Source organism: Salinibacter grassmerensis, from assembly GCF_947077765.1.
GTDB classification, from domain to species: domain Bacteria; phylum Bacteroidota; class Rhodothermia; order Rhodothermales; family Salinibacteraceae; genus Salinibacter; species Salinibacter grassmerensis.
This window is the reverse complement of the sequence record NZ_CAMTTF010000003.1, coordinates 627,762-650,351: the sequence shown is the minus strand read 5'-3', so window position 1 is coordinate 650,351 and position 22,590 is coordinate 627,762. Positions and strand designations below refer to the sequence as shown.

At 62.8% G+C, this 22,590-nt stretch carries 28 protein-coding genes and 2 tRNA genes; 24 read left to right on the top strand and 6 right to left on the bottom strand.

What is annotated here, in order from left to right:
• The first annotated feature begins 50 nt into the window (after nucleotides 1-50).
• The 15 genes from rplF to ruvX all read left to right on the top strand — a co-directional run bounded on the left by rplF (nucleotide 51) and on the right by ruvX (nucleotide 11,679).
• Nucleotides 51-605 carry a 50S ribosomal protein L6 gene (gene rplF / locus OJB03_RS10020; protein ID WP_263786995.1) on the top strand — a complete coding sequence of 185 codons (555 nt, stop codon included), beginning with the start codon at nucleotides 51-53 and terminating at the stop codon, nucleotides 603-605.
• Between the two features lie 75 nt (nucleotides 606-680).
• Nucleotides 681-1,040 (top strand): 50S ribosomal protein L18, encoded by a 360-nt coding sequence (gene rplR, locus OJB03_RS10015; RefSeq protein ID WP_263786994.1) that lies wholly within the window; start codon nucleotides 681-683, stop codon nucleotides 1,038-1,040.
• 49 nt (nucleotides 1,041-1,089) lie between these two features.
• Complete coding sequence (rpsE, locus tag OJB03_RS10010) at nucleotides 1,090-1,617, top strand: 30S ribosomal protein S5 (RefSeq protein WP_103029034.1); 528 nt, start codon at nucleotides 1,090-1,092, stop codon at nucleotides 1,615-1,617.
• 292 nt (nucleotides 1,618-1,909) lie between these two features.
• On the top strand, nucleotides 1,910-2,380 hold the full coding sequence (rplO, locus tag OJB03_RS10005; RefSeq protein WP_263786990.1) for a 50S ribosomal protein L15: 471 nt from the start codon (nucleotides 1,910-1,912) through the stop codon (nucleotides 2,378-2,380).
• A 56-nt stretch (nucleotides 2,381-2,436) separates the two neighbouring features.
• Nucleotides 2,437-3,768 carry a preprotein translocase subunit SecY gene (gene secY, locus OJB03_RS10000; RefSeq protein WP_263786988.1) on the top strand — a complete coding sequence of 444 codons (1,332 nt, stop codon included), beginning with the start codon at nucleotides 2,437-2,439 and terminating at the stop codon, nucleotides 3,766-3,768.
• Between the two features lie 72 nt (nucleotides 3,769-3,840).
• The gene (map, locus tag OJB03_RS09995) at nucleotides 3,841-4,665 is read left to right on the top strand and encodes a type I methionyl aminopeptidase (protein WP_263786986.1); all 825 of its coding nucleotides are present in this window, start codon (nucleotides 3,841-3,843) and stop codon (nucleotides 4,663-4,665) included.
• A complete protein-coding gene (infA, locus tag OJB03_RS09990) occupies nucleotides 4,665-4,886 on the top strand; it encodes a translation initiation factor IF-1 (RefSeq protein ID WP_011403816.1) in 222 nt (73 codons plus the stop codon). Before map ends, infA begins: the two co-directional genes overlap by 1 nt.
• Before the next feature lie 88 nt (nucleotides 4,887-4,974).
• Nucleotides 4,975-5,358 (top strand): 30S ribosomal protein S13, encoded by a 384-nt coding sequence (gene rpsM, locus OJB03_RS09985; RefSeq protein ID WP_263786964.1) that lies wholly within the window; start codon nucleotides 4,975-4,977, stop codon nucleotides 5,356-5,358.
• 87 nt (nucleotides 5,359-5,445) lie between these two features.
• Nucleotides 5,446-5,850: a 30S ribosomal protein S11 gene (gene rpsK, locus OJB03_RS09980; RefSeq protein ID WP_013061620.1), complete on the top strand. Its 405-nt coding sequence runs from the start codon at nucleotides 5,446-5,448 to the stop codon at nucleotides 5,848-5,850.
• A 110-nt stretch (nucleotides 5,851-5,960) separates the two neighbouring features.
• Nucleotides 5,961-6,563: a 30S ribosomal protein S4 gene (gene rpsD / locus OJB03_RS09975; protein WP_263786958.1), complete on the top strand. Its 603-nt coding sequence runs from the start codon at nucleotides 5,961-5,963 to the stop codon at nucleotides 6,561-6,563.
• A 96-nt stretch (nucleotides 6,564-6,659) separates the two neighbouring features.
• Complete coding sequence (locus OJB03_RS09970) at nucleotides 6,660-7,646, top strand: DNA-directed RNA polymerase subunit alpha (RefSeq protein ID WP_263786956.1); 987 nt, start codon at nucleotides 6,660-6,662, stop codon at nucleotides 7,644-7,646.
• An 87-nt stretch (nucleotides 7,647-7,733) separates the two neighbouring features.
• Nucleotides 7,734-8,333 carry a 50S ribosomal protein L17 gene (rplQ, locus tag OJB03_RS15655; RefSeq protein ID WP_263786954.1) on the top strand — a complete coding sequence of 200 codons (600 nt, stop codon included), beginning with the start codon at nucleotides 7,734-7,736 and terminating at the stop codon, nucleotides 8,331-8,333.
• A 195-nt stretch (nucleotides 8,334-8,528) separates the two neighbouring features.
• A complete protein-coding gene (locus OJB03_RS09960; protein ID WP_263786952.1) occupies nucleotides 8,529-10,769 on the top strand; it encodes a RelA/SpoT family protein in 2,241 nt (746 codons plus the stop codon).
• Nucleotides 10,770-10,811: 42 nt separating this feature from the next.
• Nucleotides 10,812-11,192 carry an HU family DNA-binding protein gene (locus OJB03_RS09955; RefSeq protein WP_263786949.1) on the top strand — a complete coding sequence of 127 codons (381 nt, stop codon included), beginning with the start codon at nucleotides 10,812-10,814 and terminating at the stop codon, nucleotides 11,190-11,192.
• Nucleotides 11,193-11,247: 55 nt separating this feature from the next.
• On the top strand, nucleotides 11,248-11,679 hold the full coding sequence (gene ruvX, locus OJB03_RS09950) for a Holliday junction resolvase RuvX (RefSeq protein WP_263786946.1): 432 nt from the start codon (nucleotides 11,248-11,250) through the stop codon (nucleotides 11,677-11,679).
• A gap of 23 nt (nucleotides 11,680-11,702) precedes the next feature.
• On the opposite strand, the gene OJB03_RS09945 is transcribed toward ruvX, so the two are convergent.
• Entirely contained in the window at nucleotides 11,703-12,743 is a 1,041-nt protein-coding gene (locus tag OJB03_RS09945) for a DUF72 domain-containing protein (protein WP_263786945.1), read from the bottom strand.
• Nucleotides 12,744-12,764: 21 nt separating this feature from the next.
• Entirely contained in the window at nucleotides 12,765-13,304 is a 540-nt protein-coding gene (locus tag OJB03_RS09940) for an HIT family protein (protein ID WP_263786943.1), read from the bottom strand.
• 162 nt (nucleotides 13,305-13,466) lie between these two features.
• On the opposite strand from OJB03_RS09940, the gene OJB03_RS09935 reads away from it, so the two are divergent.
• From OJB03_RS09935 to OJB03_RS09920, 4 genes are all read left to right on the top strand, one after another.
• Nucleotides 13,467-14,303, top strand: coding sequence for a PHP domain-containing protein (locus tag OJB03_RS09935; RefSeq protein WP_263786942.1), 837 nt, complete (start codon nucleotides 13,467-13,469; stop codon nucleotides 14,301-14,303).
• Between the two features lie 46 nt (nucleotides 14,304-14,349).
• Complete coding sequence (gene ribH / locus OJB03_RS09930; protein ID WP_263786940.1) at nucleotides 14,350-14,820, top strand: 6,7-dimethyl-8-ribityllumazine synthase; 471 nt, start codon at nucleotides 14,350-14,352, stop codon at nucleotides 14,818-14,820.
• Between the two features lie 142 nt (nucleotides 14,821-14,962).
• A tRNA-His gene (locus tag OJB03_RS09925) sits at nucleotides 14,963-15,036 on the top strand.
• A gap of 40 nt (nucleotides 15,037-15,076) precedes the next feature.
• A tRNA-Glu gene (locus OJB03_RS09920) sits at nucleotides 15,077-15,154 on the top strand.
• 70 nt (nucleotides 15,155-15,224) lie between these two features.
• Here the strand turns inward: OJB03_RS09920 and OJB03_RS09915 are convergent.
• Nucleotides 15,225-16,376, bottom strand: a complete 1,152-nt coding sequence (locus OJB03_RS09915) for a tRNA-queuosine alpha-mannosyltransferase domain-containing protein (RefSeq protein WP_263786938.1) — start codon at nucleotides 16,374-16,376, stop codon at nucleotides 15,225-15,227.
• Between the two features lie 44 nt (nucleotides 16,377-16,420).
• The gene (locus tag OJB03_RS09910) at nucleotides 16,421-16,657 is read right to left on the bottom strand and encodes a hypothetical protein (protein ID WP_263786936.1); all 237 of its coding nucleotides are present in this window, start codon (nucleotides 16,655-16,657) and stop codon (nucleotides 16,421-16,423) included.
• Nucleotides 16,658-16,854: 197 nt separating this feature from the next.
• On the opposite strand from OJB03_RS09910, the gene OJB03_RS09905 reads away from it, so the two are divergent.
• Complete coding sequence (locus OJB03_RS09905) at nucleotides 16,855-17,574, top strand: ComF family protein (RefSeq protein ID WP_263786933.1); 720 nt, start codon at nucleotides 16,855-16,857, stop codon at nucleotides 17,572-17,574.
• Nucleotides 17,575-17,634: 60 nt separating this feature from the next.
• On the opposite strand, the gene msrA is transcribed toward OJB03_RS09905, so the two are convergent.
• Nucleotides 17,635-18,195, bottom strand: coding sequence for a peptide-methionine (S)-S-oxide reductase MsrA (gene msrA, locus OJB03_RS09900; RefSeq protein ID WP_263786931.1), 561 nt, complete (start codon nucleotides 18,193-18,195; stop codon nucleotides 17,635-17,637).
• 259 nt (nucleotides 18,196-18,454) lie between these two features.
• Between msrA and ndk the strand changes: the two genes are divergently transcribed.
• Both ndk and OJB03_RS09890 read left to right on the top strand, forming a co-directional pair.
• Entirely contained in the window at nucleotides 18,455-18,883 is a 429-nt protein-coding gene (gene ndk, locus OJB03_RS09895; RefSeq protein WP_263786928.1) for a nucleoside-diphosphate kinase, read from the top strand.
• Nucleotides 18,880-20,199 carry an exo-beta-N-acetylmuramidase NamZ family protein gene (locus OJB03_RS09890; protein ID WP_263786926.1) on the top strand — a complete coding sequence of 440 codons (1,320 nt, stop codon included), beginning with the start codon at nucleotides 18,880-18,882 and terminating at the stop codon, nucleotides 20,197-20,199. Before ndk ends, OJB03_RS09890 begins: the two co-directional genes overlap by 4 nt.
• Here OJB03_RS09890 and OJB03_RS09885 read toward each other — a convergent pair whose 3' ends face one another.
• Nucleotides 20,200-20,445 (bottom strand): DUF3098 domain-containing protein, encoded by a 246-nt coding sequence (locus OJB03_RS09885; protein WP_263786924.1) that lies wholly within the window; start codon nucleotides 20,443-20,445, stop codon nucleotides 20,200-20,202.
• 163 nt (nucleotides 20,446-20,608) lie between these two features.
• Between OJB03_RS09885 and dacB the strand changes: the two genes are divergently transcribed.
• Together dacB and mreD are read left to right on the top strand one after the other, a co-directional pair.
• Nucleotides 20,609-22,042: a D-alanyl-D-alanine carboxypeptidase/D-alanyl-D-alanine endopeptidase gene (gene dacB / locus OJB03_RS09880; RefSeq protein WP_263786922.1), complete on the top strand. Its 1,434-nt coding sequence runs from the start codon at nucleotides 20,609-20,611 to the stop codon at nucleotides 22,040-22,042.
• Nucleotides 22,043-22,090: 48 nt separating this feature from the next.
• The gene (gene mreD, locus OJB03_RS09875) at nucleotides 22,091-22,558 is read left to right on the top strand and encodes a rod shape-determining protein MreD (protein WP_263786919.1); all 468 of its coding nucleotides are present in this window, start codon (nucleotides 22,091-22,093) and stop codon (nucleotides 22,556-22,558) included.
• Nucleotides 22,559-22,590: the final 32 nt, after the last annotated feature.

Here is a 22,590-nt window from a genome sequence, read left to right as displayed (position 1 = left end):
CGGGCGTGCTTGCCCGCCAACTCCGTTGCACGAGATGAACGACTGAATCCATGGCTCGAATAGGAGACAACCCGATCCCGTTCGGTGACGAGGTGACCGTATCGGTTGACGACCAGAATGTAGTGACGATTGAAGGGCCGAAGGGCACCCTCACGGAGCAGATTGATCCGGAGATGACCCTGGAGATTGACGACGACCACATGGTCGTCCAGCGCCCGACAAACCAGAAGCGGCACCGTTCGCTGCACGGTCTCAGTCGCTCCCTCATCGTGAACATGGTTGAGGGGGTAACCGAGGGGTACAAGAAAGAACTGAAGATCATTGGGGTAGGCTACCGGGCCCAGATGTCCGACGAAACCCTCGAAATTGCCCTCGGCTACTCGCACCCGATCTATTTCCTTCCGCCGAGTGATGTCTCGGTGTCGGTAGACTCGGATCGGGGCCAGGATGACATTATCATCGTGGAGGGCATTGACAAGGAGCTGGTGGGACAGGTTGCGGCGAAGATCCGCAGCCTCCGTCCCCCCGAGCCGTACAAAGGAAAGGGGGTCCGGTACGTGGACGAGAACGTGTCCATCAAGGCCGGCAAGACGGCGGCTCGCTAGTCCCTTCTCTTCGGCCGTGTCTCGCGCCGCGAGGCCGGTCTGCTTCAATCGAACGACCACGACGACACAGCGGTTATGCCAAAGGGTAAAAAGGAAAAGGTCGAACGCCGACAGCGGATTCATGACAGCATCCGAGAGTCCATGTTTGGGACCTCGGTGCGTCCCCGCTTGTCGATATACCGATCCAACGAATACATCTACGCCCAATTGGTCGATGACATGGAGGGGCACACGCTCACCTCCGCGTCGAGCCTAGCGGACGACGTACAGGGGGAAACCCCGACGGAAGAGAGTCGGTCGGTCGGCGAGTTGCTTGCCGAGCGGGCCCAAGAGGAGGGCATCGACAAGGCGGTCTTTGACCGGGGCGGGTATAAGTATCAGGGGCGCGTCCAGGCCTTGGCGGAGGGGGTCCGCGACGGCGGCCTGCAGCTTTAGTCCCCGACGATCGTAACAACTATCCTCGCACGGAGCACCACGCATAGACATGGCGGATCGAAAAGAACAGAAGCGCGTCAACGCCGAGAAGCGGCAGGAGAACTGGGTTGATCGACTCGTGTCGGTCAACCGGGTCTCGAAAGTCGTGAAGGGTGGACGTCGATTTTCCTTCAACACCGTCGTGGTCGTCGGAAACGAGGACGGCCTCGTCGGCACGGGCCTGGGCAAGGCCAATGAGGTCTCAAGTGCCATCTCAAAGGGGGCGGACGACGCCAAGAAAAACGTCATCCGCGTTCCCATGCGCGACGGCACGATTCCCCACAAGGTGGTGGGGAAGCAGGACGCCGGCAAGGTGCTCCTGAAGCCAGCCGCGCCGGGTACCGGGGTGATTGCGGGCGGTGGCGTCCGTGCCGTGCTTGAGTGTGCCGGGTACCGAAACGTGCTCACGAAGTCGCTTGGCACGTCCAACCCGCACAACCAGGTCAAGGCGACGATCAACGCCCTTGCGGAGACCGAAGATGCTCTGGAGGTGGCCCGGCGCCGCGATATTCCCCTCGAAAAGGTGTTCAACGGGTAGCGAGCGAAAACCCGCAGTGATGCTGAGGGGCGCCGGGGTGCCGCGGTCTGAATCCTGCCGAGCCCCACTCTCAGTTGAGTGCAGCCCGGACCGACACGGGCCGGGCTTTCTCAGCTGATCTACACCGCGATCCGTGAAAAGGATTGTCGAACACGTCCCGAGACCGAAAATTTGATCATCGGGCCGGGGCCCGAACGGCCGACGCAGAAAGAGAGTGCTTTCAACGCGGTGCTTGGATCCGACCAGTACGTGCACACGTCATTCGAGTTACCAAAAGAACGGAAGGAACGACATGGATTTGAGTAACCTAAAGCCGGCGGAGGGGGCGACCCAAGCGGGACAGCGCCTCGGTCGAGGTGAGGGCTCTGGACGCGGTGGACACAGCTCGACCCGCGGGACGAAGGGGCAGAGCAGTCGCTCGGGCGCGGGAACGCGGCCAATCTGGTTCGAGGGCGGACAGACGCCGCTCTTTCAGCTAGTCCCGAAGCACGGGTTCAGCAACGCCCCCTTCCGCACCGAGTACGCCATTGCGAACGTCAAGCGTCTGCAGCGGCTTCTGGACGAGGAGGTCCTCGACGAGGACAAGCCCGTCACGCCGGAGCTGCTCGCGGACCTTGGGGTGGTGCGGAACGCCAACCGTGTCAAGATCCTGGGCGACGGCGACCTGTTCGACGCGCTTGAGGTGAAGGCGCATGCGTTCAGTGAATCGGCCCGACGGAAGATCAAGCAGGCGGGCGGCACGGTATCGGTTGTCGATCAGTAAGCTGGTCGGCATCGGGACCCTCTTTCCCGTGGCTTATACATCAACGAGGCTGACTCATGGCTGGCTTTGCCGAGAGCATCCGTAACATCTGGAGTGTACAGGAACTCCGTGAGCGCATCCTGTACACGCTCGGAATCCTTCTCATTTACCGGCTGGGCACGCACGTGACCCTGCCGGGTGTGGATGCGGCCGCCCTCGCGCAGGTGCGGGCCCAAGAGGGAGGCGGAGGCTTGTTTGGGTTTCTCGACATGTTCGTTGGCGGTGCGTTCAAGCAGGCCGGCATTTTCGCGTTGGGCATCATGCCCTACATTACGGCGTCCATCATCATTCAGTTGATGGGGGCCGTCGTCCCCTACTTCCAAAAGCTACAGCGGGAGGGTGAAGAGGGGCGACGACGGATCACGCAGCTCACCCGGTATGGAACGATCGGCATTACGGCTTTGCAGTCGATCGGATACTCGATCAACCTTCTGGCGGGGGCCACCGGGCGAGCGGTCGTGATCAACTCAACCCTGTTTACCATGACGACGGTCGTGGTGCTGACCAGTGGCACGGCATTCGTGATGTGGCTCGGGGAGCGCATCAGCGAGGACGGCATCGGGAATGGCATCTCGCTGATCATCACGATTGGCATCATCGCGTTCCTGCCGCAGGCCCTCTACAACGAAATTGGCCTGGTCGGCGATAACTTCTTTATCCTGCTCGTGGAGATCGGGGTCTGGGTGCTCGTGGCAGGGGCAGTGGTCCTGGTGTCACAGGGCATGCGCCGAATACCGGTGCAGTACGCCAAGCGTGTGGTGGGGAAGAAGGTGCAGGGAGGAACGACCCAGTATCTTCCCCTCCGGGTGAACGCGGCGGGTGTGATGCCGATCATCTTCGCGCAGTCGATCATGTTTATCCCGTCGACGATCGCGTCGTTCTTCCCGAACAATGCGACGATGCAACTGGTCGGCGGCTGGTTCTCGGACATTAGTAGCATGAGCTACTCGGCAGTCTTCTTCGTGGTGGTCGTGTTCTTCACGTACTTCTACACTGCGATCACAGTGAATCCGCAGGAGATGGCCGACACGATGAAGCGGCAGGGCGGGTTCATTCCGGGCATCCGGCCTGGGAAGCAGACCAGCGAGTTCATCGACACCGTACTAACCCGGATTACGTTGCCAGGGTCTATATTCCTTGGCCTTGTGGCTATTTTCCCGGCCTTTGCGATGCAGGCGGGGGTATCACAGGGATTTGCGATGTTCTACGGGGGAACGAGCCTGCTCATTCTCGTGCAGGTAACCCTTGACACGCTGCAACAGATCGAGAGCCATCTGCTCATGCGCCACTACGACGGGTTTATGAAGAGTGGTAAGATGCGCAGTCCCCGACAAGGCGGGGGCCTGTAGACCCTTTGCGACTGAATGAGTCCTTTCATGCGGTGGTTGTCCCGCCTCTGGAATCGAATCTCCGGAGCTTCTATGGTACATCTGAAAAGCCAACGCGAAATTGACTGCCTGCGCGAGAGCGCAGACCTCGTCGGGCAGACGCTCGCTGAGGTGGCCCGCCACATTGAGGTGGGCGCAACGCTGCAGGAGCTCGACGCCGTCGCGGAGGACTACATCCGAACACAGGGAGGGGAGCCTGCATTTAAGGGTTATCAGGTGGGAGACAATGTTTTTCCCAACACACTGTGCACGTCCGTGAATGACGCGGTTGTGCACGGAATTCCGAACGATTACGCGCTCCAGGATGGCGACCTACTGTCCATCGACTGTGGCGCGAAGTTGAACGGCTACTATGGTGATTGGGCGTATACATTTGCCATCGGTGACATCGCCGAGGAGGATGCGGCGCTCTGCAGCGCGACCCATCGAGCCCTCTTGGAGGGCATCGAACGGGCGGTTGCCGACCGGCGTGTGGGAGACATCAGCAACGCTGTGCAGTCCCACTGTGAGTCCCATGGATTCAGCGTGGTCCGCGATCTCGTGGGGCACGGCATTGGCCAGGACCTGCACGAGGATCCCCAGGTGCCAAACTTTGGAGAACCGGGCCGCGGGCGTTCGCTAAAGCCCGGCCTCTCGATTTGCATCGAACCGATGATTAACCGGGGCACGGCCCGGGTCGTCACCGACGACGACGGATGGACCGTGCGGGCCGCCGACGGGCTTCCCTCTGCCCACTACGAGCACATGGTTGTTGTGCGGGACGGTGAGCCGGAGGTCCTGTCCGACTACGGGTACATTGAAGACGTGATTGACCCTCCTTACGAGATTGACGCTCTTACAGAAACCACGACTCGCTAATGGCAAAAGAAGAGGCCATCGAGAAAGACGGAGAAGTCATCGAAGCACTGCCCAACGCGCAGTTTCGCGTCCGACTGGAGAACGGCCACGAGATCCTCGGGCTTCTCTCCGGAAAGATGCGAATGAACTATATCAAGATTTTGCCGGGGGATCGGGTCAAGGTCGAGATGTCCCCGTATGACCTTTCCAAGGGACGCATTGTGTATCGCTACAAGAACTAGCTCTCTCCCTGGAAGAGCGGGAGACATTGCGCGGTGGGGGATCGTGTAATGGTTGCTCGGACTCTAGAACGAAACCAACTGACAAGTCATGCCGAGAATTGAAGGAATCGACGTGCCGGACGACAAGCGTGGAGAGATTGCGCTCACCGAGATCTACGGTGTTGGACAGTCGCGGGCCAGTGAGATCCTCGGAAAAGCGGAGATCAACGAAAACAAGCGCCCCCGCGAGTGGACTGAGAGCGAGACCAAGCGTGTGCGGCGCATCATCGAGGAGGACTATACTGTCGAGGGGCAGCTCCGCACCGAGGTGCAGATGAACATCAAGCGGCTGAAAGAAATCGGGTGCTACCGCGGCAAGCGGCACCGCGAGGGGCTGCCGGTCAACGGTCAGCGCACGCGGACCAACGCCCGAACCCGAAAGGGCAAGCGGAAGACCGTGGCGGGCCGCAGCCAGTCGACCCAAAAGAAGTAGATCGGTTTCGGCACTTTGCATTTCCACCCCGGCATGGGCAAACGCTGCGTGCCGGACTCTACCCTAAGATAAACACTGAACAGTTCCATGGCTGACGGAGACGATCGAGGAGGCAAGCGCACGCCCCGAAAGAAAAATGTTGTCGTTGAATCCAACGGTCGGGCGTACGTGAAAGCCACGTTCAACAACGTCATTGTGACGCTGACCGACCAGTACGGCAACACCATCTCGTGGGCGAGTGCTGGCAAGATGGGCTTTAAGGGAAGCCGCAAGAACACGCCCTACGCTGCGCAGAAAGCCGGAGAGTCCGCGGCGAACGAAGCGTACGAACTGGGCCTCCGACGCGTGGACGTGTACGTGAAAGGACCAGGCTCGGGGCGAGAGGGAGCAATCCGGGCCATGTCCGAGTCTGGGCTAGAGGTGGCGAGCATCCGCGACGTGACGCCTCTTCCTCACAACGGCTGTCGCCCCCCGAAGCGCCGCCGCGTTTGATTGCTTTTACGCGATGAGTGTGGGCATCGACACGGGTCGACACGGCCCGCCGCCCGCTCCGCACTTATCGTCTGCTTGTACGTAACACCTGACACCTGATACCGAATATTATGGCTCGCTACAGAGGTCCGAAGCAAAAAATCGCTCGCCGCTTCAAGGAGCCCATCTTTGGGCCCTCCAAGGCGTTGGAGCGAAAGCCATACCCGCCCGGGCAGCACGGCCAGTCGCGCCGCCGACGAGAGAGTGAGTACGCCGTGCAGCTGAAAGAGAAGCAAAAGACGAAGTACACCTACGGGCTGCTCGAGCGTCAATTCAAGAATCTGTTCGACAAGGCGTCCCGCACGCAGGGCGTAACGGGCGAGAAGCTCTTGATCCTGTTGGAGGCACGCCTCGACAACTCGGTGTTCCGGATGGGCATTGCCCGGACACGCCGTCAGGCTCGTCAGTTCGTGGCGCACCGCCACATCATGGTCAACGACGAGGTCGTAGACATCCCCTCCTACGAGATGTCCCCGGACGACGTCATATCCGTGAAGCCGAGCAGTCAGGACCTCGAGGTCATCCAGACGAACGTGGAGCATCGGCAGCGGACCTTCTCTTGGTTGGAGATGGACCGTCAAGAGATGAAGGGAAAGTTCATCGACTACCCCAACCGGGAGGAGATCCCCGAAAACATTGACGAGCAGCTCATCGTCGAGCTTTACTCGAAGTAGAGCCGGGCGGCGCCCCGCGCCCACTGCGCCGAGCGCATCATGACGCGCTCGATTCAAGACACGACATTATTCCTTACAACTTGCTGATCCGAGCGTATGAGTAACCACGGGCTTCAGATGCCGGAAGGCGTCCACGTTGAAGAGGTCTCCGATTCCGAAGGACAATTCGTCATGGGGCCGCTCGAACGTGGCTACGGCGTGACCATCGGAAACGCCCTCCGTCGCGTGTTGCTGTCGTCCCTGCGCGGCCTCGCCATTACGGCCGTCAAGATCGACGGCGTCCAGCACGAGTTCTCGACCATTCCGGGCGTTACCGAAGACGTGGCCGACCTGATCCTGAACCTGAAGGAGGTGCGGTTCCAGGCGGACGAGATGCAAGAAGGGCACCTGCACCTGAACCTCGAAGGGCCCGGCAACTGGACAGCCGGCGACATTGATGAGGCCACCGCGGAGTACGACGTTCTGAACCCGGATCAGCACGTCGCAACCCTGGCCGAAGATGCCGTTGTAAACGTGGACCTCCGGGTCGGATACGGACGTGGATACGTTCCGTCTGAGGAGAACAAGCGCGAGGACGATCCGATCGGCGTGATCGCGATCGACTCCATCTTTACCCCGATCAAGAACGTCAACTACGAGGTCAAGCCGACCCGCGTGGGCCAGAAGATCGACTACGAAGAGTTGCTTCTGGACGTGGAAACGGATGGGTCCCTCACACCGGAGGAGGCAATCACACAGGGGGCTTCGATCCTTCGGGACCACGTTAGCTTCTTCATCCAGCTTGAAGAGGAGCCTGAGCCGGTCGTGGAGGAGCAAGAGGTCGACGAAGAGGTCAAGCGTATCCGCGAGCTTCTTGCGCAGCCGGTCGACGAGCTCGACCTTTCGGTGCGTTCGCACAACTGCCTCAAGGCGGCCAACATCAAAACGATTGGGGACCTCGTACGTCGCGAGGAGGATGAGATGCTCAAGTTCCGCAACTTCGGGCGCAAGTCCCTGCAGGAGCTCGTAGAGGTCCTCGACGAGCGCGGGCTTCAGTTCGGCATGGACGTGGAGGAGTACCTTGAGGAGAAGAAAGCCTCTTAGCGTTCACCGAGACCGTCCTCGGACCCTCATCCTCGGATGCTTCCGGTCCGCACCGCATCGCGATTCGTCACCCGTTAGAGACTACCAATGCGACACCGCAAGAAAGGAAAAAAGATTGGGCGCACGGCGTCCCACCGCAAGCGCACCCTGCAGTCCCTCTCCAACGCGCTCATCGAAAACAAGCGCATCACCACGACCGTGGCGAAGGCGAAGGCACTCCGCCCGTTCGTGGAGCCGCTGATTACGCGGGCCAAGGAGGATACGCAGCACAACCGCCGAGAGGTCTTCCGGCACCTCCAGAGCAACGATGCGATCGAAGAGCTCTTTGGGGATGTATCCGACCGGGTGGGCGACCGGCCCGGCGGCTACACCCGAATCATCAAGCTCGGGCAGCGCTCCGGCGACGGCGCCGAGCTTGCTCTGATCGAGCTCGTCGACTACAACGACGTGCCTCCGACTGACACCGGACAAGGAGGGTCCGGGGGAACGCGCCGCGGAAGTGGAAAAGGTCGTCGTACACCGGCTGAAGAGGAGCAGGCCGAGCCGGAAGAGGCCGAAGATTCCTCGTCGGGCGACTCGCCTGGAGAGGAATCGGGGTCCGCGGACGAGGAAGAGACTACCGCAGAGGACGCGTCCGCCAGCGCCGAGCAGAGTGAGGACGAAGAGGAGGAATCCGACGATACTTAGTCACCGGAAGGCCCTCACTTTTTGGGATACCGCAGGGCGTCGTGAGCCAATCACGGCGCCCTTTACTGTTTGGGGACGGGCGTTGGGAGAACGGGGGATTCCCCTCGGCCCGACCGGGATACGGAAACCTGTAGTCCCCCTGGAATTTAAAGGCAGTGTGAGTAGGATCCCCAAGTCATTCCCGCCACCCCGTCCATGATTCAGGCGTCGGCCGTCCCGCAGAAGAGCGAGATCGAGATCGACCCGAAGTACGAGGAGCGTCTCGAAGAGCTGTTGTCGTGCTGCCGGACCCATCTCCCCACCGTCGACGAGGACATGATCCGGCGGGCCTTTCGGCTGAGCTACTGGGCCCACCGGAACGACTGGCGCGAGTCGGGGGAGAAGTACGTCAGCCATCCGCTTCGCGTGGCGACCATCGTCGCCCGCGACATCGGGCTGGACGACACCAGCGTGGCGGCTGCTCTGTTACACGACGTGGTGGAGGACACCGAGCTCTCCCTGGATCTCATCCGGGACGAGTTTGGCGATACCATGGCGACCATCATCGACGGGCTCACGAAGATCGAGGGCGTCTTCAGTAGCCAAAAGCTCGGACAGGCCGAAAACGTCCGCAAGCTGATGCTCTCGATGGCGTCGGACCTCCGCGTCATCCTGGTCAAGTTTGCGGACCGGCTCCACAACATGCGCACCATCGAGGCGCTTCCGAAGAAGAAGCAGCTCAAAAAGGCCAGCGAGACGAAGGAGTTGTTCGCGCCCCTTGCCCACCGGTTTGGTCTGTTCAAGATCAAGAGCGAGCTGGAGGACCTCAGCTTCAAGGTCTTGGATCCCGAGGCGTACACCCACATCGTGGATCGGCTCGAAGAGATGGCCGAACAGCGGGAGGCCTACATCGCCGAGTTTATCGAACCGCTCGCGAAGCACCTGGAGGAGGAAGGGTACGAGTTTGACGTCAAGGGGCGGGTCAAGAACGTCTACTCCATCCACCGCAAGATGCAGCGGAAGAGCAAGCCGATCGATGAGATCTACGACATCTTCGCGATCCGCATAATTCTGCAGAGCGACGGTCGGCGTGGAAAGGAGGACTGCTGGCGCGTCTATTCACTGGTGACCGACCTGTACAAGCCCCTTCCCGACCGCTTTCGCGACTTCATCTCCGTGCCGAAGTCCAACGGGTACCAGAGCCTCCATACGACCGTCTTCGGACCCGGAGGGCGCCGGGTGGAGGTGCAGGTCCGGACCCAGGAGATGCACGAGGTGGCCGAGCGGGGTGTGGCCGCGCACTGGAAGTACAAGGAGGGGACGGAGAATGTGGACGAGGAGATGGAGCGCTTCCTGGAGTGGGTGCGTGACCTCCTCGAGAACCCGGAGCCGGAAGAGGCCACGGAGTTCGTCAAGGAGTTTCGGCTCAACCTCTACGACGAGGAGATCTACGTCTTCACACCGCAGGGCGACCTGCTCACAGTGCCGCAGGGGGCCACGCCGGTCGACTTCGCGTTCAAGGTCCACACGGAGGTGGGAATGCAGTGCATCGGCGCAAAGGTAAACGGAAAGATGGTGCCGCTCTCGCAAGAACTGGAGAGTGGGGACCAGGTCGAGGTGATCACGTCCGAGAAGCAGAACCCCAGTCCGGACTGGATTAACTTCGTCGTGACCCACAAGGCGCGGAGCCGGATCCGGAAGTGGACGAATGAGGAGCGGCGCAAGGCCGTGGAGCTGGGCAAGGAGGTCTGGGACAAGACGAAGGACCAGGCGGACCTTGAGATCAGTGGCCAGGACCTGCAGGAGGTGGCCCACGAGCTCAAATTCCCCGATCTCCAGCAGTTGTTCTACGAGATCGGGAAGGGGCTTTACGACCCGGATGAGCTCGTCGATTACATAAAGGGCAACACTCAGTCGGAAGAGAAGACCGTCGAAGAGTTCGACGAAGAGTCGCTCCGGGAGCAGTACGAGCAGTTCCTCGATGCGGCCCAGGAAACGGAAAAGCAGGCCCTCGTCATTGACGGGGAGGTGCAGAAGGACCTGGCGGTCAACTATGCCTCCTGCTGCAACCCGATCCCCGGGGACGAGGTGTTCGGCTTCGTCAGCAAAACAGGCACGGTGAACATCCACCGCTCCAACTGCCGCAACGCCTCGGACCTGCTCGTCAACAAGGCCGATCGCATCCTGGACGTGGACTGGAGCCACCAGAAGGACGTCCAGTTTGCCGCGGCACTGCGCCTCATGGGCGAGGACCGCGTGGGAATGGTGAACGACATTACGACGGTGATCTCGAAGAACTTGAAGACAAACATCCGGTCCATTACGATCGACACCGAGGATGGCATTTTCTCGGGCACGATCATGCTACACGTTTCGGACCTAGAGCACCTGCAGCGCCTCACCGAACGCCTCAAGCGCATCGACGGCATCCAGGGCGTGTACCGGTTCAAAGAGTAGCTCAGGGGCCTCGCTCGCATTCTGACACACGTTCCTCTCTCGATGGCAGACCAAGTCGATACGGCAACGAAGAAAGACGTGGCCCGCCGCGTCGCGGACATGCAGGATTGTCCCCTTTACGAGGCCAAAGAGCAGGTCCGGTCCGTTCTCACGGCCTTGGGCGATCTCATGATTGAGGCCGACCCGGAGCGGCGGATCGAGCTCCGCAACTTCGGGGTGTTCGAGGTGAAGAAGACGAAGGCCAAACCGACGGCCCGCAATCCCAAGACCAATGAGCCAATGTTTGTGCCCAGCCGGCGCAAGACCCTATTTCGACCCGGCAAGCGGGTGGAGGAGGTCCTCAAGACGCCGCTCCGCGAGCTGGGGTACGAGGTGCCGGAGGGAAGTGCGGAACGCGACGACGGAGACGCCGATGACGAGTAGTGCCTGCCCCAGAACCGCGTTAGCCTGTCCGATACACCGTGTCCGTTCGTCTACCGTGAGCACACTCTCATCGGAGGCCCGCGTCGTGGGGGTTGATGTGGGCACGAAGCGCGTCGGTTTAGCCGTGGCCGACCCCTTGCGCCTGTTTGCGCAGCCCCATGGCACCTACGCGCCGGATGAAGCCCTCGACGTGCTCCGGACGCTCCGGGACGAGAAGGGCATCGATCGGGTTGTCGTGGGGTGGCCGCTCACTGAAGAGGGCACCGCAGAGGAGGCTACAGAGATGGTGGAGGCGTACGTAGAGCGCATCCGCAAAGCCCTCGGGGACATAAAGATTGCTCGGGAAGACGAGCGGTACACCTCTGAGATCGCGAAGGATCTTCTCCGAGAGGCCGGGGTGAGCCAGCCGGGGCGGTACGATAAGGGACGCGTGGACGCGGCTGCCGCGGCCGTCATTCTGCAGGGGTTCCTGAATCGCGTGGGGTAGAACAGGTCGCGACGGCGATCACCCTACGCCTGGCTCTCCACGTGGTCCAGGATGCGGTGCGCAACGGTCCGGTTGAGGTCTGGGGCGTTGCCCCATGCCCGGTTGTTCGCGATCACGTTGAGCGTCGCGTTCTGGGCCTCGGCCCGGAACGCCAGGGCCGTCACGTCGAGCACCATGTCGTGGGCCTGCTCAGTCTCGCTGAGCTCGGCGACGGGCTCCTCGAAGGGATGGGCCGTCGCGTAGGCCTCCGCGTACTTCATGTCGCGCGGGGTGAGCAGGCGGGTCACGGCCTGTCCGTCGGCCGCGGTCAGCCGCTCTCCGCTCATGGCCCACTGTCGGCGGAGGGGGGGCAGCCAGGTCCAGTGGCTGAAGACGTGTCCCAGTCCGCGCTCGGCGAGCCAGTCGAAGTACGGACCGCGCAGAAGGTGCTCCGAGCGCAGTTCGATATGGGGTTGCGGGGCCTCGGGAAGAGCCCCGAAGAAGTCGTCGAGCTGGCGAACGTTCTCGTCGGGACGAGGACTGTCGGCCACGCGCTGGTATTCCTGCTGGAAAATGATTCCGTCCAGCTGGTCGCCCAAGATGTCGAGGGCCGGCTCGTGGAACGTGTTCACGTAGCCCTCCGCGTCAAGAAAATTGGGATTGTCGACGAACTTTCCGTCCCGGCGGAGGGTGCGGGCAAAAAACTTCTGCGGGGCCTTGACCAAGAACGAGGCGTCCGCAGGAGCGTGCTCGGCGTAATTGGAGAGGACGTGGTAGTTCGATCCCCGCTCGTCGTTTTCCTCTAGCAGCGGACGGTAAAAGGTGAAGTCGAGTTCGAGCACCGCGAAATGCTCGAAGTAGTCGCGTACCGACTCGATGGGCACCCGTCGTTCCGTGAAGGTCTCGCCGCCCATCTTACGAGACCGGGTCGAGACCTGATCGGCGTACCGCTCGGGGGGATAGATCTGCCCGACCCAGCCGCCGTATCGGTTGCTGGCCGTGCCGAAGCGGACGTGCGGGTGTACTTCCCGGAAGTCGTACGCGTCGACCGTGGTGCGGCGGTCGTCAATGGAGGCCGTACTCATAGAAGGGGAGAGCTGTGTGGGTCACTCAGAGGGCTCCTGTACGCCAGACCTCGTCGAGTCGCGGGCTTCGGGGGACATGGACGCGCGGAGCTTGCCGTAGGTGGTGTGCAAGTCTTCGGGGAGCACCTTCGTGTTCGCGGTCGTGGCCATGAAGTTGGTGTCCCCATCCCAGCGGGGCACGACATGGGCGTGAAGATGGTCCGGAATGCCGGCCCCGGCTGCGCGGCCCAAGTTCATTCCGACGTTGAAGCCATCGGGGGAGAGCGCCTCGCGGAGCCACCCCATGCACCGGTCCAAGGTGGCGGCCACGGCCTGCTGTTCAGAGACGGTCAGGGCGTCGTACTGTGTGACCTCGCGGTAGGGGAGAGTGAGTAAGTGGCCGCTGTTGTAGGGATGCCGGTTCATGATGACGAACACGTGCTCCCCCCGCCAGAGAATGAGGTTTTCTTCGTCCCGTTCCTTACGCAGAAGGGCCGTAAAAATTGACTCGTCGTCGGCGGGCTCACGGTCGTTGGCCTCGGACACGTAGGCCGAGCGCCAGGGGCTCCACATGCGATCCATCGGCCGCGAAGGGTGGGTGAAAAGCAACATGGTGAACTACCAGTTTTACGAACCCGCCCGGACAAGTTCGGTTCGATAGCCTCCAGAGAGTTGTCCGCTTTTTCCGGAGCAGACGACCCCAAGCGGGTTCTCTCTCAGTGCTGACTCACGCCCCGCCCAGTTATGACGTCCGACGCACCGGTCCACGCCGACCTACACGCCCACACCCAGTGCTCCGATGGGTATCTCTCGCCGGAGGCGCTCGTGGCTCGGGCGGCCGAGCAGGGTCTTCAGGCATTCGCCGTGACGGACCACGACACCGTAGAGGGTCTCCCGGCGGCCCGCGACGCGGCAGCGGCCCACGGCCTTCGATTCGTGTCGGGCGTGGAGCTCAGTGTGGAAGTGGACGATCGTGCCGTTCACCTCCTGGGCTACGGGTTTGATCCGGAGCATCCGGCCCTCACCGACTACCTATCGGACTTTACCGCCCGACGCCGAGAACGCCTCCAGCAGATGGTTCGACGGCTCGCGGACCAGGGGGTTGATGTCTCCGCCGACACGATCGAGCAGCACGTCGGGGCGAGTGCGGCACCGGGCCGCCCCCACCTGGCGCGGGCTCTGGCGGCGGAGGGGCATGTTGACGACTACAGGGATGCGTTCGAGCAGTACCTGGGGATGGACCAGCCGGTGTACGTGCCGGCGCCGACCCGGTCCGCAGGGGCGGCCATCGACACGCTGCACGCCGCAGGGGGCGCTGCGGTGCTGGCCCATCCCGGCCAGTGGATGCCGAGTCCCGTGCTCCGGGCCCTCCGTGAGCAGGGACTGGACGGCATCGAATGCTATGCCTCAAGCCACCCCGATTACCTCGTCGACTACTACCGGAAAATCTGCCGGGCCCACGATCTGCTGATGACCGGTGGCTCCGACTACCACGGCGGGCCGGAGGCGGAAGACGATGGGCCGGGCAGCGTGGGGCTCGTGCGGGGCCGCTGGGAACGATTCCGGGACGCTGCCCTGTAACAGCGTCGCTCAAATACGCCGCCCTTTGCCCTTGCCCGTCCGCTCAATGCCCACGCACCTCGAAGGAGACCTCGTCATTGACGACCACCGCTTTGCCCTCGTCGTGGGGCGCTTCAACGAGCACATCACCGAGGACTTGCTCGACGGCGCCCTCGACACGCTAGAGCGCCACGGGGCCGACCTAGATGAGGCCACGGTGGTCCACGTACCGGGCTCGTGGGAGATTCCCGTCGCGGCCCAGAAGTGCGCCCGCACCGGCGATTACGATGCGGTGATCTGCCTGGGCGCCGTCATCCGGGGCGAGACGCCTCACTTCGACTACGTGTGCTCGGGGGCCACGAGCGGGACGATGCAGACATCCCTCGACACGGAGGTGCCGGTGCTGTTTGGGATTCTGACGACCGATACCGTCGACCAGGCGATCGCTCGGGCCGGATCGAAGGCTGGCAACAAGGGGCGCGAGGCCGCCGAGGCTGCCATCGAGATGGCGACGCTCATGCCCAAGCTCGGAAACTGACGGAGTGCGCCCCAGCGAGTCTGAAGGGGTCACGGAAAGTTCACGGCGGGACCGGGGGCGCGGCCGACCTCAGAGGAAACGTATCGGCGCAAATGTGCGTCCTAAGAGACACAAAAGCGATGAGGTCTGTCGGTTTTAAATGGTGGGTGTAGCTCAGTCGGTTAGAGCGCTAGGTTGTGGTCCTAGAGGCCGTGGGTTCAAATCCCACCACTCACCCAGCCTGCGATCCTGAAAGGATAGGATCGACACCATTGATGCCGCGTTCGTCTAGCCTGGTCCAGGACGCCGGCTTTTCACGCCGGTAACACGGGTTCAAATCCCGTACGCGGTACCATTTCCTTTGTCCCAGAGCCCCGGAGGCATTTCCTCCGGGGCTTTTTCTGTTCCTGTTTGGACACAGTCGCCTACGCCGGTGTGAGAGACTGCTCAGCAACCGTCTCGAACAACTCGTCGTAGTTCTGGGCGTGGGTGCGCCAATCGAGGGGCTCAGGCATCTGGTGCAGGGTATCGGGGGGAAGGGGCCGTTCGTCCTGCTTTAGAATAGAGCGGAGCACCTCGAAGAGATGATCCTCGTCGTCATAGAGGACCGGGGCGTGGAGGAGGGGCCGGTGGTGCGTCTGGGGGATCAGCTCCGGATAGCTGAGGCGATTGGGCAAAACCGGGTGACAACCGCAGTAGATGGCTTCCTGGATGGCAACCCCGAAGAACTCGTGTCGGGCGGTGGAGACGACCACGTCCGCCCGGTGCAGCAGGCGACTGTACTGGTCAAAGTCCTCCGCGTAGCCGTAATGGAGGACGCGCCCGGCGTATCGTTCGAAGGCCCGCTCAAACTCCTCCGGCTGCTCGTAGAAGTGCTTCCCCGCCAGGATGAGTCGAAACGGCACCTTGACGTCGTCGAGCCGGTTCATCATCCGAAAAAAGCCCGACGGGTTCTTGTCGTACTCCCACCGCTGGTTCCAGAGCACGACGGGCGGGGCGGTGCCGCGTGGCGTTCGGTCCGCGCCCGTGCTTTTGTACGTGTCGTGGGCCGCGAGATCGATGCCCGGATGCAGCACCGTGCTCTTGTCGCGGATGTCGCGCACGGTGTGCATATTGGTGAAGTCGGGAAAATTGCGGAGGAGCTGGGGAAGTGCCTCGGTGAACTCGTCGAAATGCGACTGGGTGTTGAAGACGACCCGATCGGCGGCCAGGGCCGACAGGTAATTCGTGATGGCGTAGGCCCGCTCCCGCTCCTCGTCAGGGGGCACCGGGTAGGTGAGCTGGTTTTCGTGGAAGTACACGATGGCCGGCACGTCATCGAGGTGAAGGCGGGCCAGGGACAACACAGCCGGGAGGTTGACCATGTCCGTGGCAAAGAGCAGGTCGGGCCGGAAGCCGTCGTTCACGACCGAGCGCACCTTCTGGGCCAGGGTTACGCCGCCGCCCTCCATCCGCCACTGCCAGAACCGTCCCGGCATGGTCACCGAGCGGATATCGTGCGCGCTGTGCTCAGCAAGCCCATCCAGAAAGCGGCGGCGGGACCCGCTGTACCAGGGCTCCAGGGCAAGAACATTCATCGGGGAGACGGACGAGGGTGTGAAAGAGGGGCAGCGTCGAATGGCTACTGGTCGTCGAGGCGCTCACTCAGGGCCTCGTCCTCGGCGGAGGTCGCTGGACGAACGATGGCGATCGACCGTTCTTGGAGCGCTACCCGAAGAGTAGAATCCCGCACCTCCTCGGCCGTGATGAACGACGCCTCGCCGGGATTGAGGTGGAGCCGGCGGGATGACATGGACACTTCCACGGCCTCGGACCCGGTGTTCTTGATCAGCATGCCACGTCGAATCCGTTCGGACATCGGCCCCGCTGTGTTCTTGGGAGATGGAGTGATGGAGGCCCTTTCGGGCACGACTGGGAGCCCCAGGCCGCTTCATGTTGACTCCACACTCAAAAACCTATACAATGCCGGGTACGGGTGCATCCCGTCGGCGGTATTTTATTGAAAATCAGTCCTGTCGGTCGAACGGTGCGCTGGCTGGAGGGGGAAACCACAAGATGCCCGAACGACTTTCCACTTCTTCGAGCGTTGTCCGGTTCGTGCGCGATTGTGCACAGGGCCTGCTCGACATCGTCTACCCGCCGCGGTGCCTCGGGTGTGGGGGCCGGGCCGAGTCGCCACAGCTTCCACTGTGCCCGGCGTGTCTACAGTCGCTAGAACGGGCGCCCGAGATGGGAATGGCCGCCCGGCTCGATCGGCTGCCGGTGGGGAAGGGCGTCTTTGATGGAGCACTGGCCCTGTGGGTCTTCGACAAGGAGGGAACCTTGCAGGCCGTCCAGCACGCGCTCAAGTATCAGAACCGCCCGCGCTACGGCGTGCCGCTAGGGCGACTCATGGGGGATGCGTTTCTGGAGCGATACCCGACGCCCGATGGCGTGGTGCCGGTTCCGCTCCACCGGACGCGCCGGCTGGAGCGGGGGTACAACCAGAGCGCCGCACTGGCGGAAGGCGTAGCGGAGGCCTTAAACTGTCCTGATCGCCCTGATCTCCTGGCCAGACCGCACCCCACTCGTTCACAGACCGGACTGTCTCGCGGGGAGCGATGGCGCAATGTGCGTGACTCTTTTTTGGCCGACCCGGCGGCGGCTGGGGGGCGTTGGTTACTGGTGGACGACGTGCTCACGACCGGCTCCACTGCCGTGGCCGCCGGGCAGACGCTGGCGGACGCTGGCGCGGAGGGCCTTCACCTCATGACCCTCGGCCTCGCCCGACAGTGACGCAACGCCCATCCCCAACGGGCATCGGCGAGGGTGCCCCGCGGGGGTATCCCTACAAGGTTAGGAGGTTGGACTGGTGGCCTGCCCCTGCAGCTTGTCGGCGTGCTTCTTCCGCAGCTTGGCGACCTTCGGAGAGATGACGGACTGGCAGTAGGGCTGGGACGGATTGCGCTCGTAGTAGTCCTGGTGCTTGTCCTCCGCTTGGTAAAAGGTGTCCAGGGGCTCCACCTCGGTCACGATCGGATCTCCAAAAACCCCGTTGGCCTCCAAATTTTCAATGAGGCCCTCGGCGATCTCTCGCTGCTCATCATCGTGGTGGAGAATGATGGATCGGTACTGCGGGCCCACGTCGGCCCCTTCCTGATCCTTGGTGGTCGGGTTGTGGATCGTAAAGAAGATCTCCAGGAGGTCTTGGTACTCGATCACCGACGGATCGTAGGTCAGCTGCACCACTTCGGCGTGGCCGGTGGTGCCGCTGCAGACCTGCCGGTACGAGGGACTTTGAACGTGGCCCCCGGCGTAGCCGGAGACAATCTCCGTGATGCCGTCCACTTCTTCGTAGACTGCTTCCAGGCACCAAAAGCAGCCGCCACCGAGGGTTGCGTGGTTGAGGGTCGACACAGGTTGCGTGGGGGGTTGTGAGAAGAGTGGAATAGCTCTAATGCATGGGGAGAAGCCCTGTTGCCCCGAGGATGGGGGAGTGCAATGTGGATGGCACACTCGTTACGAGCAGACTTCTGGGATTCACGGATGACTAACACCATTGGGACTGCAAAGAGCCGTACATCCCATACTTTAAGCTCATCGGCTTGTGAACCACATTGCAAAGTCACAGTCGAGTTCAGTTCATCATCTCTCGCTCTTTTACTCTTCGATCACCATGGCCATCGAACGCACGCTCGCCATTCTCAAGCCCGACTGTGTCCGCAAGGAAAAGGTCGGTGAGGTTCTTCGCCGCATTCAAGACGCCGGGTTTCAAATCCGCGCGATGAAGATGGTTGCGATGTCGAAGGCCGAGGCCGAAGGCTTCTACGCGGTGCACGAAGACAAGCCGTTCTTCGATGACCTGACCGACTTCATGTCGAGCGGGCCGTGCGTGCCTGTCGTCCTGGAAAAAGAGAATGCCATCGCGGACTTTCGTGACCTGATTGGGGCGACCGACCCCGACGAGGCCGCGGACGGAACCATCCGGAGCGACTTTGCCGGGTCCATACAGGAAAACATCGTCCACGGCTCCGACTCCCCGTCGAATGGGCAGAAAGAGGCCGGCTACTTCTTTCCCGAGCACGAGATCGTCGCCCACACGTGAGTGCCCTCCAGGACCTTTTTGAATTGCGGCGCAGGGCACAGTGCGCGCTGCTCCTCCTGGGGGCGATGGCCGCGGTCGTGGTCGGGTGTGCGCCGGATGCGGAGGAGCCCGCCCCGGTGCAATCAGGGGCCGAGGTGCTCGCCGAGAATGACTTCGCGTCCTTGTCCGGCCAGCGGGTCGGGCTGATCGCCAATCACACGACGCGGGTCGACACGTCGCACCTGGCGGACCGCCTCGCCGCCGCCCCTGCAGTGGAGCTCGGGGCCATCTTCGCACCGGAGCACGGCTTCCGGGGGACGGCCGGCGCGGGGGAAGCAGTGGGGGACGATCGCGATCCCCGCACAGGGGCGCCGCTCTACAGCCTCTACGGCGACACGCGGCGGCCGACGCCGGCGATGCTCGAGGGACTCGACGTTCTGGTGTTCGACGTACAGGACGTCGGGGCTCGGTTCTATACGTACATCACCACGATGGGCCTGTCGATGCAGGCCGCCGCCGAGGCCGGCCTGTCGTTCGTGGTGCTCGACCGTCCAAATCCGCTGGGGGGGACGTACACCGATGGCTTTGTTCTGGAGCCCGCCCACGCCTCGTTCGTGGGGCGCTACCCGATCCCAGTCACCCACGGCCTGACGATTGGGGAGCTGGCCCGCTACATTCAGTCCGAGCAGCTGCTCGCGGGCGTCGGGGCGCTGGATCTATCGGTGGTAGAAATGAGAAACTGGTCGCGCAACACGCAGTGGCCGGACACAGGGCGCGACTGGAGGCCCCCAAGCCCCAACTTGCCGACCTGGGAGACCGCGCTGCTATACCCGGGAATGTGCTTCTTTGAGGGTGTACGGGTGAGTGAAGGGCGCGGGACAGAGCGCCCGTTTCGTCAGATCGGTGCACCGTGGCCGCCGGAAGCAGCCCAGCGGGTGGTCGACACGCTCCGCGCCCGGGATCTGGCTGGGGTGGCGGTGGACACGGCGGCCTTCACGCCGCGATCCAGGCCGGGGGCCCCGGCCCCTCGATTCGAAGGAGAACAGCTGTACGGCTTGGAGGTGCGGATGACGGATCGGCGTGCCGTGGAGCCGGTAAAGGTCGGCCTTCACGCCCTTCATGCCATGCATCAGCGCGCACAGGTGCGGGGAGACACGGCGTTCGTGAGCCGGCCCGAGCACCTCACGCGACTGGCAGGCACCGATCGGCTGCTGACGCAACTCCGAAACGGGGCGTCCCCGGAGGCAATCATCGCGTCTTGGAGGAAGGAGGTGGAGGCCTTCCGTGACCGACGGGCGTCCGCCCTGCTTTACAGGGCCGAGACGGCGGGCCGTTAGCTATTGATCCTCCGCCGCAGACTGTTCGTCGGGGGACCAAAAAAGGGCGTAGATGATCTCGGCGTATCCGCCGACGATGAGGACCGGGGAGACGTAGAGAGAAACGAAGCCCTGATACGCGCCCTCGAGGTACATGGCGGTGAAGCCCACCACGATGAGCGCCACGCCGATCAGAAGGAGCACGTAATTCCAGTTCTCGAAGACGAGCGTCCCGGATCGATTCTGGCGCCGAGAGGAGTTAGGCATGGGTCGGAGGGGCCTAGATGCAGGGCGACACGGCCGAGGCAACGACGGAAGGGGGCCGGTTAGAGGCCGGCAGAGAGTGTTTTTCGTCAAGCACAAGAAACCATGGATCATTGAGGAAGGTTCCAGCCGTCGTCTTCTGTCGCAATCTTAACTGCCCTCATACATGTACCGCCGGTGCGTCCTTGTCGTGGGGCTTCTGCTCGCCATGGGGCTTCTACCGAAGGAAGCCGTGGCGCAGCCCCTCCCGGCCCAAATCGATTCGCTACTCCAGGAGCGCCGTGCCGCCCACGCGTTCTGGGGGATCAGCATCTACGACCTTGAAGGCGATAGCCTCCTGTACGAGCGGAACGGAGGCCGGGGATTTCTGCCGGCGTCCAATCAGAAGCTGTTTACCACGGCCGCGGCGCTCGATCTGCTGGGACCGGAGCACCGGTACGAGACGACGCTTTCTTTTGACGGGACGACGCAGGACTCGGTGATGCAGGGCGATTTGCGGCTCGTCGGTTCCGGTGACCCGACGTTCGGGAGTACGGCCCTGGAGCGAACGGATCCCCTCCGTGAATGGGCGGAGCGACTGGCCGAGATGGGGGTGCGTCGGATCGAGGGGCGCCTCATCGGGGACGACCAAGCGTTCCTGGACGGCTTCTATCCGGACGGCTGGAGCGTGAACTATTTGACCCGGCAAAAGGGCCAGCAGATGGGCGTCCGTGCCGGGGGGCTCAGCTACCGGGACAACACGGTGCCCGTCACGGTCCGCGCGACGACGCCAGGGACGCCGCCCGAGGTGCGCATCCAGCCCGAGGGTGTCCTGTCGGTGGACAACGAGGCCGTGACGAGCGAGCGGTGGCGGGGGAGCACGCTGCTAATCAATCGCACCTTTTCGACGAACAAGATTGTGCTGACGGGGTCGGTGGCGCGGTCCTACGGCGGGGTGCGCAACGTACCGGTCAGCGACCCGACGGCCTTCACGCTTCGCATTTTCCGCGAGCGTCTTCAGGCCGCGGGCATCGAGACGGACCTGGAGCTCGTCAACGTTGAGGCACTCGACACGCCGCCTGGGGAGGGGGAGCCCCTGTTCGTACACGTCTCTCCCCTGTTGTCGGAGATCGTCACCGAGATCAACAAGCGCAGCAACAACTTCTACGCGGAGCAGGTCCTTCGGACGTACGGATGGGGAGGGGCCACACGAGGAGGCATCCAGCGCACCGAGTCGTTCTTGCGGCGGGCCGGCATCGACACGCGGGCGCTCTCCCTCAATGATGGGTCGGGGCTGTCCCGCAAAAACCTCGTCACGCCCCGGTCTCTTCGGGGGCTTCTCGCCCACATGAATGGCCATACGGCCGGCGACGTCTTTCGGGCGTCGATTCCACGCGGGGGCGAGCGCAACACGACCCTCAGTGTACGCCTGGGCCGAACGCAGGTGCGGGCCAAGACGGGATCCCTTGCCTTCGTGCGGGGGTTGAGTGGATACGCCGAGCGCCCGGACGGGGGACGTGTGGCGTTTGCCCTGTTCGCCAACAACTACACCGGGCCGTCTTATCAGATCACCCACACGATGGACGACATCGTTCGGCTGTTGTCGGCCCCGCCGTCTTAACGGACTCGCGGGGGCCCCGTACGTTGCGTCTGTCGCCCCTTCTCCTGTATGTCCCGTTCTGCCCGTCGACTTCTCACCGCGGTTGGAGTGTTTGGGCTGCAGTGGCTCATCGTAGGCCGCCTGCGGATCTACGGCGCCTACCCCGACGCCGTGCTCCTCTTCCTCGGGTGGTACGCGCTGCGGGAGGGGCGTCGGCGCGGCACGCTGGCAGGGGCGGGGCTGGGGCTGGCCATGGACGTGGCCTACGGCACATGGGGGATCCACATGTTTGTGAAGGCCCTGATTGGGTTTCTGGTGGGTCGGTTTGCGGTGGAGGAGCACACGCCCCTCATTATCCGACCGCAGCAGGCCCTCCTGGGGAGCCTCGTGGTGGCCCTGCTACACAACGGGCTGTTCGTTGCGCTCGTCGCGCTGCAGACCCAGGCCACGACGAGCTTTTTGCTGTACGGCCTGTGGCTGGGCTCGGCCTGCTACACGGCTGCCGTTGGTGGAATTGTTGCGCTGTTCGCCCGGTGAGGGCGCCTCCGCGCCCGTACGGCGGGGCAGCG

Excerpts from the sequence above, each read along its gene's own strand:
- OJB03_RS09915 (WP_263786938.1), bottom strand. The coding sequence starts at position 16,376 with ATGAATGTTCTTGCCCTGGAGCCCTGGTACAGCGGGTCCCGCCGCCGC.
- OJB03_RS09940 (WP_263786943.1), bottom strand. The coding sequence starts at position 13,304 with ATGGATCGCATGTGGAGCCCCTGGCGCTCGGCCTACGTGTCCGAGGCC.
- rpsM (WP_263786964.1), top strand. The coding sequence starts at position 4,975 with ATGCCGAGAATTGAAGGAATCGACGTGCCGGACGACAAGCGTGGAGAG.
- rplR (WP_263786994.1), top strand. The coding sequence starts at position 681 with ATGCCAAAGGGTAAAAAGGAAAAGGTCGAACGCCGACAGCGGATTCAT.
- ribH (WP_263786940.1), top strand. The coding sequence starts at position 14,350 with ATGCCCACGCACCTCGAAGGAGACCTCGTCATTGACGACCACCGCTTT.
- map (WP_263786986.1), top strand. The coding sequence starts at position 3,841 with ATGGTACATCTGAAAAGCCAACGCGAAATTGACTGCCTGCGCGAGAGC.
- infA (WP_011403816.1), top strand. The coding sequence starts at position 4,665 with ATGGCAAAAGAAGAGGCCATCGAGAAAGACGGAGAAGTCATCGAAGCA.
- rplO (WP_263786990.1), top strand. The coding sequence starts at position 1,910 with ATGGATTTGAGTAACCTAAAGCCGGCGGAGGGGGCGACCCAAGCGGGA.
- OJB03_RS09905 (WP_263786933.1), top strand. The coding sequence starts at position 16,855 with ATGCCCGAACGACTTTCCACTTCTTCGAGCGTTGTCCGGTTCGTGCGC.
- OJB03_RS09945 (WP_263786945.1), bottom strand. The coding sequence starts at position 12,743 with ATGAGTACGGCCTCCATTGACGACCGCCGCACCACGGTCGACGCGTAC.
- OJB03_RS09885 (WP_263786924.1), bottom strand. The coding sequence starts at position 20,445 with ATGCCTAACTCCTCTCGGCGCCAGAATCGATCCGGGACGCTCGTCTTC.
- rpsD (WP_263786958.1), top strand. The coding sequence starts at position 5,961 with ATGGCTCGCTACAGAGGTCCGAAGCAAAAAATCGCTCGCCGCTTCAAG.
- ndk (WP_263786928.1), top strand. The coding sequence starts at position 18,455 with ATGGCCATCGAACGCACGCTCGCCATTCTCAAGCCCGACTGTGTCCGC.
- rplQ (WP_263786954.1), top strand. The coding sequence starts at position 7,734 with ATGCGACACCGCAAGAAAGGAAAAAAGATTGGGCGCACGGCGTCCCAC.
- OJB03_RS09910 (WP_263786936.1), bottom strand. The coding sequence starts at position 16,657 with ATGTCCGAACGGATTCGACGTGGCATGCTGATCAAGAACACCGGGTCC.
- OJB03_RS09960 (WP_263786952.1), top strand. The coding sequence starts at position 8,529 with ATGATTCAGGCGTCGGCCGTCCCGCAGAAGAGCGAGATCGAGATCGAC.
- OJB03_RS09955 (WP_263786949.1), top strand. The coding sequence starts at position 10,812 with ATGGCAGACCAAGTCGATACGGCAACGAAGAAAGACGTGGCCCGCCGC.
- rpsE (WP_103029034.1), top strand. The coding sequence starts at position 1,090 with ATGGCGGATCGAAAAGAACAGAAGCGCGTCAACGCCGAGAAGCGGCAG.
- OJB03_RS09970 (WP_263786956.1), top strand. The coding sequence starts at position 6,660 with ATGAGTAACCACGGGCTTCAGATGCCGGAAGGCGTCCACGTTGAAGAG.
- rpsK (WP_013061620.1), top strand. The coding sequence starts at position 5,446 with ATGGCTGACGGAGACGATCGAGGAGGCAAGCGCACGCCCCGAAAGAAA.
- mreD (WP_263786919.1), top strand. The coding sequence starts at position 22,091 with ATGTCCCGTTCTGCCCGTCGACTTCTCACCGCGGTTGGAGTGTTTGGG.
- OJB03_RS09935 (WP_263786942.1), top strand. The coding sequence starts at position 13,467 with ATGACGTCCGACGCACCGGTCCACGCCGACCTACACGCCCACACCCAG.
- dacB (WP_263786922.1), top strand. The coding sequence starts at position 20,609 with ATGTACCGCCGGTGCGTCCTTGTCGTGGGGCTTCTGCTCGCCATGGGG.
- rplF (WP_263786995.1), top strand. The coding sequence starts at position 51 with ATGGCTCGAATAGGAGACAACCCGATCCCGTTCGGTGACGAGGTGACC.
- secY (WP_263786988.1), top strand. The coding sequence starts at position 2,437 with ATGGCTGGCTTTGCCGAGAGCATCCGTAACATCTGGAGTGTACAGGAA.